General features: G+C 71.9%; 10 protein-coding genes. 6 read left to right on the top strand and 4 right to left on the bottom strand.

Translation table 11 applies throughout. From position 1 onward, the window contains the following. Positions 1-8: 8 nt before the first annotated feature. Entirely contained in the window at positions 9-710 is a 702-nt protein-coding gene (locus AB0J21_RS17400) for a hypothetical protein (protein ID WP_363146850.1), read from the top strand. Between the two features lie 218 nt (positions 711-928). After that, entirely contained in the window at positions 929-5,614 is a 4,686-nt protein-coding gene (locus AB0J21_RS17395) for an FtsK/SpoIIIE domain-containing protein (protein ID WP_363146849.1), read from the top strand. Positions 5,615-6,126: 512 nt separating this feature from the next. On the opposite strand, the gene AB0J21_RS17390 is transcribed toward AB0J21_RS17395, so the two are convergent. Continuing rightward, positions 6,127-7,014 carry a menaquinone biosynthesis protein gene (locus AB0J21_RS17390; protein WP_363146848.1) on the bottom strand — a complete coding sequence of 296 codons (888 nt, stop codon included), beginning with the start codon at positions 7,012-7,014 and terminating at the stop codon, positions 6,127-6,129. Positions 7,015-7,300: 286 nt separating this feature from the next. Between AB0J21_RS17390 and AB0J21_RS17385 the strand changes: the two genes are divergently transcribed. Next, positions 7,301-7,504, top strand: a complete 204-nt coding sequence (locus tag AB0J21_RS17385) for a cold-shock protein (RefSeq protein WP_018528239.1) — start codon at positions 7,301-7,303, stop codon at positions 7,502-7,504. 332 nt (positions 7,505-7,836) lie between these two features. Beyond that, the gene (locus AB0J21_RS17380) at positions 7,837-9,852 is read left to right on the top strand and encodes a glycoside hydrolase family 6 protein (RefSeq protein ID WP_363146847.1); all 2,016 of its coding nucleotides are present in this window, start codon (positions 7,837-7,839) and stop codon (positions 9,850-9,852) included. A 117-nt stretch (positions 9,853-9,969) separates the two neighbouring features. Here AB0J21_RS17380 and AB0J21_RS17375 read toward each other — a convergent pair whose 3' ends face one another. From AB0J21_RS17375 to AB0J21_RS17365, 3 genes are all read right to left on the bottom strand, one after another. After that, positions 9,970-11,043 (bottom strand): hypothetical protein, encoded by a 1,074-nt coding sequence (locus AB0J21_RS17375; protein WP_363146846.1) that lies wholly within the window; start codon positions 11,041-11,043, stop codon positions 9,970-9,972. 188 nt (positions 11,044-11,231) lie between these two features. Beyond that, positions 11,232-11,462 (bottom strand): hypothetical protein, encoded by a 231-nt coding sequence (locus AB0J21_RS17370; RefSeq protein ID WP_363146845.1) that lies wholly within the window; start codon positions 11,460-11,462, stop codon positions 11,232-11,234. Beyond that, positions 11,450-11,923, bottom strand: coding sequence for an ATP-binding protein (locus AB0J21_RS17365; protein ID WP_363146844.1), 474 nt, complete (start codon positions 11,921-11,923; stop codon positions 11,450-11,452). The genes AB0J21_RS17370 and AB0J21_RS17365 overlap by 13 nt, the downstream gene beginning before the upstream one ends. A gap of 203 nt (positions 11,924-12,126) precedes the next feature. On the opposite strand from AB0J21_RS17365, the gene AB0J21_RS17360 reads away from it, so the two are divergent. Then, a complete protein-coding gene (locus AB0J21_RS17360) occupies positions 12,127-13,032 on the top strand; it encodes a helix-turn-helix transcriptional regulator (protein WP_363146843.1) in 906 nt (301 codons plus the stop codon). Then, a complete protein-coding gene (locus AB0J21_RS17355) occupies positions 13,029-13,229 on the top strand; it encodes a DUF397 domain-containing protein (RefSeq protein WP_363146842.1) in 201 nt (66 codons plus the stop codon). Before AB0J21_RS17360 ends, AB0J21_RS17355 begins: the two co-directional genes overlap by 4 nt. Positions 13,230-13,255 lie beyond the last annotated feature (26 nt).

Below are 13,255 nucleotides of genomic sequence, written 5' to 3'. Positions count from 1 at the left end.
GCGGCTCCATGACCACCTCCACCACCCCACTCCCCCCGCCCACGGACCTCCCCACCGACCCCGACGTACCGCCCCTCTACTTCTCCGTACCCGACGGCTTCTTCGCCCTCCCCGTCGCAGCGGACCCGCAGGAACGCGCCGCCCGCGCCGAGTTGTTCGTGCGCCAGTTGTACGCGGAGGGGAGTCCGGAGCTGTGGGAGCCGGCCGCCCCGTACTACGAGGGGCTCGCGCGCTTCCTCGCCTCGGACGGGGTCTCGTACGCGGCGCTCGGCCTCTTCGCGCTGAGTCCCGAGGACGAACGGCCGGGCCCAGGTGGCCCGGAGGGGCGCAAGGTCGCGCAGTGTGCCTTCACGGTCGCCGCCGTACGCACCGACCACGAGGACCCGGAGGTGGCCGTGCAAGGGGTCCGTGCGGCACTCGCCCGCGACCCCGGGCACGACGCGCGCCTGCTCGAACTGCCCTGCGGTCCCGCCGTCTCGTGCGTCACCCTGCGCGAGATGCTGATCCAGCCCGAGTCCTCGGCCTCGGGCGCCCAGGAGCGGCTGGCCACCGGGCAGATACAGGTGCACGTCCCGTTCCCCACCGGCCCGTACACCGCCGTCTTCACCCTGCACACGGCCGCCACGGAGTACTGGGGCGAGTTCAGCGACATGTTCGCCGCCGTACTGCGCAGCGTCGAGTTCACGCGAGCCACGGAGCAGGCGAGCTGAGCAGGGGGGTGCTGGTCTCGCCTGACACCGGTACCGGTGCCGGTACCGAAACCGACACTGAATGCCGTGCGACCGGGCCGAACCGGCCGACCGGCGTCCCGCTCCGGGACGAGGGAAGCCCCCACCCGTTGCCCCCTCCCCGCCCCCTCCCGATATCGTCGGCGGGCGAGCGCGGTCCGCTCAGGAGGGCCGCCGGGGGGCTGTGAAAGGACCGCATCGTGCGTCTGACCGTGACCGTCGTCGATCCGCTCGGGGGCGGCGAGGCCGATGTGGTGCTCGACGCCGACCCGGAGTCACCGGTCGGTGAGATCGCCAAGGAGCTTGCCGCGCAGGCCGGTTCGGGCGAGGGCGCGCAGATCATCCCGATCGGGCACCACGGGCCGACGGCCGGTGCCCCGGTCGCGTACGTCGACGGGTATCCGCTCGACCCCGCCGCGACGGTCGGCACCACCCCCCTGCGCGAGGGCGCCGTCGTCAGTCTGCACGATCCGGCGGGCTGTCTGCCCGGGGAGCCGACCGGGCTGGTGGAACTGCGGGTCGCGGGCGGTCCGGCCGCCGGGGCCGTGCACCGGCTCGGCATCGGCCGCTACGACATCGGTTCAGGACCCGCCGCCCACCTGCGCATAGCGGACCCCGAACTCCCGTCCCGCGCCGTCACCTTGTCGGTGGCCGCCGACGGCACCTGCCGCTACACGCTGCCCGCCACCGGCCTGCCCACCCGCTACGAGGGCGCCGACACCGCCGCACGCGCGGAGGACACCTGGGAGCTGGGCGCCCAGCTCGCCGTCGGCAACACCCTCCTCGAACTCGACCGCTACGAACCGCCGAACGCGGCCCTCAAGTGGTCCGAGGACGGCACCGGACTCGACTACAACCGGCCGCCCCGGCTGCGCCCGCCCGAGCGGCAGACCCGGTTCAAACTGCCCACCCCGGTACGGGACTACGAGGCCCGTCCGCTGCCCTGGCTGATGGCGGTGACCCCGCTGGTCGGCGCCGTCGTGTCGGTCGCGATCTTCGGGCGCTGGTACTACCTGATCATGGCGCTGCTGAGCCCGGTCATCCTGTTCGGCAACTACTTCATGGACAAGAAGCACGGCCGCAAGTCCCACGCGCGGCTGGTCAGGGAGTACGAGGAGCACAAGGCGCGCATCGAGAAGGACGCGCAGGACGCGCTCGTCGCCGAACGCCGCGACCGCAGGCACGCCGTCCCCGGCCCGGCCGCCGTCCTGTCCCTGGCCACCGGCCCCCGTACCCGCCTGTGGGAGCGCCGCCGCACCGACGCCGACCACCTGCTGCTGCGCTTCGGCACCGGAACCCAGCCCTCCGAGGTGGTCCTCGACGACCCCGAACAGGACGACCACAAGCGGGAGGTGACCTGGGAGATCGAGGACGCCCCGGTCGCCCTGCCGCTCGCCGAGCTGGGCGTCCTGGGCCTGGCCGGTCCCGGTGACGCGGCGCGGGCCCTGGGCCGCTGGGCCGTCACGCAGGGCGCCGTCCTGCACAGCCCGCTCGACGTCGCCTTCTACGTCCTGACCGAGAACGGCGGCCGTCCGGACTGGGACTGGGTGCGCTGGCTGCCGCACGCCCGGCCCTCCGGCGGCGCCGACGTCAACGTCCTCATCGGTACGGACGCGGAGACCGTCGCCGCGCGCATCGGCGAACTGACCCAGATCCTCGACGCCCGGCTGAAGGCGGCGAAGGACAACGGCCGCGAGACCACGTTCAGCGATCCGGACCTCGTCGTGGTGTGGGACGGCTCGCGGCGGCTGCGCTCGATGCCCGGCGTCGTACGGCTGTTGCGCGAGGGCCCGCGCGTCGCGATCTACGCCCTGTGCCTGGACACCGAGGAACGCTTCCTGCCCGGCGAGTGCCAGGGCGTCGTCGTCGCCGAACCCGTGAGCGACGCCGACATCCTGCCCGCGCCCCGCGAGGGCGGCGGCACGGAAAACGCGAACGGTGCGGGGAAGACCGGCAGGAGCGGCCGGCGCGCGAGCCGCAAGGCCACCGCCGCCGCGAGCGCCGCCCCCTCCCCGCTCTCCGCGCCCCTCCCCTCCGCGTCCGCGTCCGCCGCCAACGCCCCGTCCGCTGCCCCGGCGTTCCCCTCCTTCCACGCCTGGCACGCCGCCTCGGCGCCGTCCGAGGCCGACGAGGAGGGCCCGCGCAAGCTGCGACTGCGCGTGGAGCGCACCGGCTCCGCGCGGCTGACCGGCGTACGGCCCGACTTCGTGTCCCCGGCCTGGAGCGGGCGGCTGGCGCGCGCCCTGTCCCCGCTGCGGGACATCAGCGGGGAGACCGAGGACTCGGCGCTGCCCGCCGCCAGCCGGCTGCTCGACGTGCTCCAGCTGGAGCCGCCCACCGAGGGCGCGATCCGGGCCCGCTGGCAGAGCGGCGGGCAGTCCACCACGGCCGTCATCGGCGAGTCCTACGACGGGGCCTTCGGCATCGACCTGCGCCGCGACGGCCCGCACGGCCTCATCGCGGGCACCACGGGTTCCGGCAAGTCGGAGCTGCTCCAGACCATCGTGGCGGCTCTCGCGGTGGCCAACACCCCGGAGAACATGACCTTCGTCCTGGTCGACTACAAGGGCGGGTCGGCGTTCAAGGACTGCGTGAAACTCCCGCACACCGTCGGCATGGTCACCGACCTGGACGCGCACCTCGTGGAGCGCGCCCTCGAATCCCTCGGCGCCGAACTCCAGCGCCGCGAGCACATCCTGGCCGCCGCCGACGCGAAGGACATCGAGGACTACCAGGACCTCGTACGCCGCGACCCCGCCCAGCCGCCGGTGCCGCGCCTGCTCATCGTCATCGACGAGTTCGCCTCGATGGTCCGCGACCTGCCCGACTTCGTGACCGGCCTCGTCAACATCGCGCAGCGCGGCCGTTCCCTCGGCATCCACCTGCTGCTCGCCACGCAGCGCCCCAGCGGTGTCGTCTCCCCGGAGATCCGCGCCAACACCAACCTGCGGATCGCGCTGCGCGTCACCGACGGCAGCGAGTCCAGCGACGTCATCGACTCCCCCGAGGCCGGGCACATCGCGAAGTCCACGCCCGGTCGCGCCTACGTCCGTCTCGGGCACGCCTCCCTCGTGCCCTTCCAGTCCGGACGGGTCGGCGGGCGCAGGCCCGGCGCCGCCGACCCGCAGCTCCTCGTCCCGTGGGCGGGCACCCTCGCCTGGCCGGACCTCGGCCGGAACGCCCTCGTCAAACCGAAGTCGGAGGCGCCCGAGGAGGAGGAGATCACCGACCTCAAGGTCCTCGTCGACGCGGTGCGCGAGGCCAACACGGCGCTCGGCATCCCGGCCCAGCACAGCCCGTGGCTCCCGGCGCTGTCCGAGACCCTGCTCCTGGACGAGATCGAGCCGGCGCCCGCGACGGGCGGGCTGGCCCCCGCCCCGTACGGCGTCGAGGACCTGCCCGCGCAGCAGGCGCGGCGGCCCGTCTCGATCGACTTCACGAGCTTCGGCCACCTGCTGATCGGCGGGGCGCCACGCTCGGGCCGCTCCCAGATCCTGCGGACGATCGCCGGTTCGCTGGCCCGCACCCACTCGACCGCCGACGTCCACCTCTACGGCATCGACTGCGGCAACGGCGCGCTCAACGCCCTGACGCGGCTGCCGCACTGCGGGGCGGTCGTCACCCGCAACCAGACCGAACGCGTCGTGCGCCTCATGGCCCGCCTCAAGGCGGAACTCACGCGCCGCCAGGACCTGTTGGCGGACAAGGGCTACGCGGACATCGGCGAGCAGCGGTCCTCGTCCCCGCCGGCGGAGCGGCTCCCGCACCTCGTCGTCCTCCTCGACCGCTGGGAGGGCTGGCTGCCGACGCTCGGCGAGTACGACCACGGGGAGCTGACCGAGGACCTCCAGGCGATGATGCGCGAGGGCGCGAGCGTCGGACTGCACCTCGTGATCACCGGCGACCGGCAGATCCTCATCGGCCGCATGGCCTCCCTCACCGAGGACAAGTACGGTCTGCGGCTCGCGGACCGCTCCGACTTCTCGATGCTCGGCATCAACGCGCGCAAGGTCCCCGAGGAGATCCCGCCGGGCCGTGGTTTCCGCAACGAGTACGGCACCGAGACCCAGTTCGCGCTGCTCGGCGAGGACACGAGCGGCCAGGGCCAGGCCGCGGCGCTCTCCGCGATCGGGGAGGCGGCCACCGCGCGGGACGCCGCCGTACCGCGCGCGCTGCGGCCCTTCCGGGTGGACGTCCTGCCGTCCAGGATCGGTTTCCCCGAGGCGTGGGAGATGCGGGACCCGGCGACCGACGCGGCGCCGCTGTGGGCGCTCGCCGGGATCGGCGGCGACGACATCATGGCCTTCGGGCCCGACCTCGGCGAGGGCGTGCCGACCTTCGTCGTCGCGGGCCCGGCGAAGTCGGGGCGCAGTACGGCGCTGCTCAACCTGGCCCGTTCCTTCCTCGCGAAGGGCGTCCGGCTGGTCGTCGCGGCGCCCCGCCCCTCGCCGCTGCGCGCCCTGGAGGGCGAGGAGAGGGTCGTGGCGGTCTTCACGGGTGACGACATCGAGTCCGAGGACTTCGACGGGGCCGTGGAGTCCGCGAGCCCCGAGGACCCGATCGTGGTGATCGTGGACGACGGGGAGGTCCTGGAGGACTGCGACGCGGAACGCTCCCTGAAGCGCCTCGTGCAGCGCGGCAACGAGCGGGGGCTCGCCCTCGTCCTGGGCGGCGACGAGGAGGAGGTGTGCGGCGGCTTCTCCGGCTGGCAGGTCGAGGCGAAGAAGGGCCGGCGCGGTCTGCTGCTCTCGCCGCAGGACTCCGGGGCCGGGGACCTCATCGGCATCCGCACGAGCCGCAGCATGGTGGGCGGCCCGATCGCGCCCGGCAAGGGCATGCTGCACCTGGGCACGGGAGAGTTCGTCACCGTCACGGTGCCCTCGTGACCGTGCCGACAGGCGGCACGTGACCGGACGCGCCCGACCGGGCCGGCCCGGCCCGACGGCCCCGGCCCGGTGAATGCGCCGCATTCACCGGGCCGGTCGGCCGCATTGCGGACGGGCGCCGCTTGGCACACAATTCCGCGTCGCCCCCAGCACCCACGGAGCGCACCCGCTGAGCGCATCCCCGAGCCCCCTGCCACGCACTCCACGAAGGCGTCGCAGATACTCCCCGGATAATTCGGACCATACGACCAGCAAGGCGCGGGGCGGAGCGGAGAAGAACACGAAGAACGCTCCGGCAATGCGCCACCCGGCCCCACCCCTCCGGAATCCCACTGAGACGGACAGGGAACTCACCGGGAACGCACGGCATCCCTGAGGGGAATCCACGACGCTCGCCGGACGGGAATCCCCTGACGTCCGGGGACAGAAATGGCCGGGCACGGGCAAAAGCCCCGTACCCGGCCATTCGGCCATTCCGTCCGGCCGTTCCCGCAGTTCTCCGCGGGGCCCGGTTACGGCTTGCGCACGTCCACGCGTACGTCCGCCGGGAAGCCCGTGGTCGGCCCGACGCGCCGGGCGAACTCGCGGACCCCGCCGAGCTGCGCCTCCCCGAAGCGGAAGTCGAGCGTCGTGAAGTAGCGCTCCAGGAGTTCCGCGTCGAAGGACTCCCAGCGGGCGGCCTGCTCGGCGACCTTGGCGACCTCCACGAGGGACAGGTCGCGGGACTCCAGGAAGGCGCGGTGGACCTCGGCGACCATCTCCGGGTGCTGCTCCAGGTAGTCGCGGCGCGCCGCGAAGACGGCGAAGACGAAGGGGAGGCCGGTCCACTCCTTCCACATCTGGCCGAGGTCGTGCACCTGGAGGCCGAGCCGGGGCCCGTCGTGCAGGTTCGCCCGCAGGGCCGCGTCCCCGATCAGGACGGCCGCGTCGGCCTCCTGCATCATGAGGCCCAGGTCGGGCGGGCAGCGGTAGTAGTCGGGCCGTACGCCGTGCCGCTCCGCGAGCAGGAGCTGCGCGAGCCGCACCGAGGTCCTGGACGTGGAGCCGAGCGCGACCCGGGCGCCGTCCAGGTCCTCCAGCGGGACCTTGGAGACGATGACGCAGGACATGACGGGGCCGTCGCAGCCGACCGCGATGTCCTGGAGGGCGACGAGGTCGTCGCTCGCCTTCAGGTACTCCACGAGCGTGATGGGACCGATGTCGAGATCCCCGGCGACGAGCCGCTCGCTCAGCTTCTCGGGAGTGTCCTTGGTCAGCTCCAGATCGAGCAGGGTCCCGGTCCGCGCGAGCCCCCAGTAGAGGGGCAGGCAGTTCAGGAACTGGATGTGGCCGACACGTGGCCGGCTGGGCAGTTGACCGGCCGGTCCACCGGTCGCTGGGTCCGAAGGAGAATTGTCCACATCGCGAGACTAGACCCATGCGATACGGTGCAACCGTGAGGGTCCCCCGGGTGGATCTGTCAAGACTCCGTCAGAGCCTTTCAGACATCCGGGTGAAGTGATCTTGCCCTCTATCCCTTTCGGCTGCCCCCATGCTACGCTCGCCGCAAGTTGCAGTTTGGTTTCCCTTGCAGTACAGAGCCTGCGGAGCATGTGACCGCGGGCTCTCGTCGTTTTCAGACGTATGCATTTGTTTTGGCACGTGCAGGTTCTGGAGCAGGGCAACCCTTTGGCCCAGGGAGGGCTTATGGCTACCGGAACCGTGAAGTGGTTCAACGCCGAAAAGGGCTTTGGATTCATCGCCCAGGAAGGCGGCGGCCCCGACGTCTTCGTTCACTACTCCGCGATCAACGCCAACGGCTTCCGCTCCCTTGAGGAGAACCAGGCCGTGAGCTTCGACGTCACGCAGGGCCCGAAGGGCCCGCAGGCGGAGAACGTCACCCCTCAGTAAGCCCCACCTGTGTGGTGCCTCTGATTCGGTGACGGATCCGGACCCGAGTGCAGTACCCAAGGAGCCCCTTTCCCCCGCCCGGCGGCGGCGGAAGGGGGCTCCTGCCTTTTCCCCGTGCGGAAGCCGGCCCTCCACCGGACCTCCTCCCCGTGCGGAAGCCGGCCCTCCGCCGACCTCGCCCCGCCACCCCGTCCAACGTATTGACATGCTCCCTCCAAACCTCCACCGTGGGAGCGCTCCCGTTCCGCAGCGTCGTCGGTGCGGCACGGAGAGTGGATCACCCGCGCAGTCCCCGCACGTCTCCGTACCGTCGTTCTCAACGAGGAGCATCGATGAAGCTGCGAGGCCCCACCCGTCCCACCGCGCACAGACCCGTCCGGCGCCGCACCGCTGTACTGCTGAGCGCGCTGGCGCTCTCCGCGGGCACCGCCCTGGTCGCCGTCCAGCCCGCGACGGCGGCCCCCGCCGCCCGGGTCGCCAACCCCTACGCGGGCACCACGGCCTACGTGAACCCCGACTGGTCGGCCCGCGCCGCCGCCGAACCCGGCGGGGACACGGTGGCCGACGAGCCCACCTTCGTCTGGCTGGACCGCATCGCGGCCATCCAGGGCACGGCCGAACAGCGCGGGCTGCGCGCCCACCTGGACACCGCGCTCGCCCAGGGCGCCGACCTCGTCCAGTTGGTCGTCTACGACCTGCCCGGCCGGGACTGCTCCGCCCTCGCCTCCAACGGTGAACTGGGCCCGGACGAACTGGGCCGCTACGAGGACGAGTACATCGACCCGATCGCGGACATCCTCGACGACCCGGCCTATGCGGGGCTGCGCATCGTGACCGTCGTGGAACCGGACTCGCTGCCGAACATCGTCACCAACGCGGGCGGTACGGCGGGCTCCACGCCGGAGTGCGCGACGATGAAGCAGAACGGCAACTACGAGAAGGGCGTGGGCTACGCGCTGCACACCCTGGGCGCGATCCCGAACGTCTACAACTACGTGGACGCCGCGCACCACGGCTGGCTCGGCTGGGACAGCAACCTCGTACCGGCGGCCCAGGAGTTCAAGAAGGCGGCCACCACGAGCGGGGCCACGGTGTCCGACGTGGCCGGGTTCATCGTCAACACGGCGAACTACTCGGCCACCACGGAGCCGTACCTGAAGATCACCGACACGGTCGGCGGCCAGACGGTGCGTCAGTCGAAGTGGCTGGACTGGAACCAGTACGCCGACGAGACGAGCTTCGCCCAGGGGCTGCGTTCGGCCCTGATCGCCCAGGGCTTCGACTCGGGCATCGGCATGCTGATCGACACCTCGCGCAACGGGTGGGGCGGGTCCGCGCGGCCCAAGGCCCCGTCCACGGCGACCGCCGTGGACGCCTACGTGGACGGCTCGCGCGTCGACCGCCGTATCCACGCGGGGAACTGGTGCAACCAGACCGGCGCGGGCATCGGCGAACGGCCCGCGACCGCCCCGGCCGCGGGCATCGACGCCTACGTGTGGGCGAAGCCGCCGGGCGAGTCGGACGGCGCGAGCAAGGCCGTCGACAACGACGAGGGCAAGGGCTTCGACCGGATGTGCGACCCGACGTACACCGGTAACGGCCGCAACGGGAACAGCATGAGCGGGGCGCTGGCCGACGCACCACTCGCCGGGCACTGGTTCTCCGCCCAGTTCCGCCAGCTCCTCGCCAACGCGTACCCGCCGGTCGACGGCTCCGGCGGCGGGGGCGGCGACGAGGACACGCAGGCGCCCACCGTCCCGGCCGGGCTGGCCGTCTCCGGTACGACGACCACGACCGTCTCGCTGCGCTGGTCGGCCTCGACCGACGACACCGGCGTCAGCGGCTACGACGTGTACCGGGAGGGCGCGAAGGTGGCCACCGCCACGGCCACGACGTGGACGGACACGGGTCTGAGCCCGGGCACCGCCTACCGCTACACCGTGCGCGCCAAGGACGCGGCGGGCAACGTCTCGGCCGCCTCGGCCCAGGTCACCGCGACCACCGCGACGAGCGGCGGAGGCGGCGGGAACGCGACGTGCGCCGCCACGTGGACGGCGAACGCCTGGACCGGTGGCTTCACCGCCGACGTGACCCTCAAGAACACCGGGACCACGGCGATCACCGCGTGGAAGGCGGACTTCCCGCTGCCCTCCGGCCAGGCGGTGACGAACGCCTGGAACGCGACGATCACCGTCTCCGGCGGTACGGCCACGGCGGTCCACGTCGCCCACAACGCGGACATCCCCGCGGGCGGCAGCGTCTCCTTCGGCTTCCAGGGCACGTCCTCGGGCGCCTACGCGGCTCCCGCCACCCTGTCGGTCAACGGCAAGAGCTGCACGCTTTCCTGACGTACTGACGTACCGACGTACCGACGTGACGGTGCGCGGCGCCGGGCGGACGGCGGGCTGGTGCCCTGCCGGACGCCCGGCGTCCGCGCGTTCCCCGTCCGCCGCGACCCGGGGCGTCTACCGGCCGGGCGTCCCCGCGTCGGCCTCCGCCGGCCGCCCCTCGGTGCGGAGCAGGGCGAGCGCCGTGCTCACCGGCGGCATCACGAGCGCGGTCAGGAGCAGCAGACTCGCCGTGGTCGGGACGATCTTCATCACGGCGCCGGTGGCGTACGGATTGTCGTGCGTGAACCACAGCACGGCGAGGCCGACCGGGTGGGCCAGCGGCTTCCCGGCGTACAGCAGGGCGAAGAAGGCGGCGAGGACCAGGGCCGTGAGCGGCAGGCAGACACGCACCACGCGCCACCGCCGCGCACCGCCCGTCAGCGACCAGGACCGGCGTACGGCGTCCCGCGCGCCGGCCGCGCCGTTCACCGCGACGGCGGTGGCGGGGGCCAGGCGGAACCACACGAACAGCGCGGTGGCGAGGAGGACGAGGGGCAGGCCGTAGCCCAGCAGCCGGTAGGGCGTACTGGTCGCATGGGACAGCCCCTCGAAGTCGAAGTCCCAGACGCCCCCGTTCTCCAGGAACATCCACAGGCCGAGGGCCAGGAGCGCCGGGACCCCCGCGCACGCGCTCGTCAGCGCCTGCACGCGGAAGCCGAGCCACACGTACGGCCGGCTGCGCCGCCACAGCGAGCCGCGACCGGGACGCGGCCCGCCCGCCACCGCGTCGCGGACCGCCACGGCGCACCCGGTGTGCAGCAGGGCGAGGACGAGAGCGGCGAGAGGCACGAGCAGCCCCATGAAGGGGAGGCTCCTGAGGATGATCGAGTACCACTGCTCCGAGAAGTACCCCAACGGCCGGTCCTCGTAAGCGATCTCGGACTGCGCCCGCTGCCAGGTGAGGGCGAAGTTGTACCGGTTGACGGCGAACGCGCCCGCCACCAGCGCGCAGCCCACGAGCGCGGCGAACAACGCGACCCCGAGGGAGAACCCGCACAGGCCCCGCCACTCGCCCCGGAAGAGCGCCAGGGTGCGGGTGGTGAGCCGGGGCGGCGGCTGTACAGGCGTGCCCTGCGCGCCTCCCGAACCCCCCGGGAGCCCGGGGCCCCCGGCCCCGTCCCGCACCGCCGCCCGCCCGTTCTCCGGCACCACCGCTCGCACCTCTCTCCGTCCGGGGCCGACGAGAACAGCGTTCCGGCGAAGCGCACTTGTGCCAGCCCACGCCCTCTTTCACGCCCCTGAGCGCGGTTCCGGTTCCGGGCCCCCTGCCACGGGCACGAACACCCCCTCCGGACCGAGTCCGTCCGTAGAGAGCCCACTCCGCCTCTGGCAGCCCATCAGCCCCCGTCTCGCAGTGACTTGGCGACGTAGTAGCGCGTGACCACCGACCTGAAACTGGTGTGCCCTTTCTGGTCGGCGTGCGCCAGGCACCAGAGTCGCGCGACCTCCGGGTCGTCGGCCTCCGGCGACCGGTCCGCGCACAGCAGACACCAGCTCCGGGACAGCTCACCGGGCGCGTCGGCGTCCTCGCACAACACCTGGCGAGCCTGCCGCGTCACGGGTCGCACGGCTGAGCCTCCCGTCCGACAGGTACGTCGTCCCCGGACCGCCCCTCGCCCGTCGCGACGGTGGCCCACACCGTCTTGCCGACCACTTCCCGCGCGACACCCCAGTCGGCCGCCAGCTCCGCGACGACGGCCAGCCCCCGCCCGTGCTCCTCCGTGAAGGGGATGCCCTTGCGCGGCTGCGGCTCACCGTCCCCCGCGTCCCTGACCTCGACACGGACCCGCCCGGGCTCGCGGATCAACGTGAGGGCGACCTGACGGCCGGGACCGCAACGGGCGTGCAGTACGGCGTTGGTCACCAGCTCGGACACGACGAGCAGAACGCTGTCCAGCTGCTCACCCTCCAGCCCCCAAGTGGCACCGAGGGACCGCACGTAGTCCCTTGCCTTCCTGACGCTGGGCCTGCGGCGGGGGAGGCGGATACGACCCCCCGGCGGGGCACTCACCGGACTCGCGTGATCCATACGGCACCTCTCATCTTCTCCGTTGCGAAGGGGAGTTGAGCTGAAGTGAGGCATGTCTAGCACGCCAGGTAGCGACTCTGCACCTTAACGAAAAACCCCATCACTCAATAAGGTGAGTCACCACCAACGTGGATTGCTGATCGGCTTCGGCTCCGACAGACTGAGGTCCGTCCTGTGAAGGCAGCTGTGGAGCGGAGGTAGTCATGCCGGTCTCGTCGTCGGCGCCGACGATGCGTCAGCGCCGACTCGCGCGAACGCTGAAGGAGTTGCGGATCGCCGCAGGACTGAAGCACTCCGACGCCGCAGCGATCCTCACCTGTGCCGAGTCCAAGCTCACCCGCATCGAGAACGCCAAGTCCGGCATCCGGCTGCTCGATCTGCGAACACTGCTGGACGCGTACGGCGTGACGGACCAGGCCAAGCGGGACGAGGTCGAGCAGCTCGCCAAGGACGCCCGCAAGAAGGGCTGGTGGGCGCAGTACAGCCGCAAGATCGCGTCCGAGTACCTCGGCTACATCTCTGTCGAGTGGGACAGCTCGGAGATGTATTCGGTGGAGACCTTCCTGATACCCGGCCTGCTTCAGACGCCCGCCTACACGAAGGCGGTCACCCGGATGCAGATGCCGGAAAGTGGCGAGGCGTACGCGGAGGAGCAGGCCGCCCTGAAGCAGGAGCGACAGCGCATCCTGGACCGGGACGAGCCCTTTCGGCTCTGGGTGGTGATCACAGAGGCCGTTCTGCACGCGGAGGTCGGAGGTCCGGCCGTCCGGAAGCAGCAGCTCGGGCACCTTCTCACGATGAGTGAACACTCCTCGGTGGAGCTTCAGGTTCTGCCCATGTCCAGCCCCAGTAACGCGCTCCTCTTCGGCGCCTTCGCCGTTCTGCGCTTCGACGGCACGGGCGACGTCGTCTTCGCTGAACAGGAGGAGGGGACCATCTACTACGAGGAGCCCGCAGCGGCCGAGCGGTTCGGCCAGAGGTTTCGCCGACTCAATATGGCGGCGCTGTCACCGGAAGCGAGTCGATCGTTGATCGCCGAGGTGGCTGACGGCCTGCCAGCCGCCAGCGCTCCACAGCCCCGCAAGCACCTGTCTCAGGAGAACCTGTGAACCGCCGCACCTTCACCCAGGCACGTACGACACCGAACTGGTTCAAGTCCAGCTATTCAAGCGCCGATTCGTACTGCGTCGAGGTCGCCGACTTCGGCCCGCGTCTCGCCGTGCGCGACTCGAAAGTCACGGACAGCCCCCGGCTCTCCTTCTCCCCCGCGAGCTGGGACAGGTTCGCCCGGACCGTGGGCGGCTGACTCGCCGCACGGTCACCTGCTCGACC

The sequence above is a fragment of the Streptomyces sp. NPDC049954 genome, from assembly GCF_040656295.1.
Classification (GTDB): domain Bacteria; phylum Actinomycetota; class Actinomycetes; order Streptomycetales; family Streptomycetaceae; genus Streptomyces.
The sequence above is the reverse complement of the archived record's forward strand: the minus strand, read 5'-3'. Positions and strand labels throughout refer to the sequence as shown.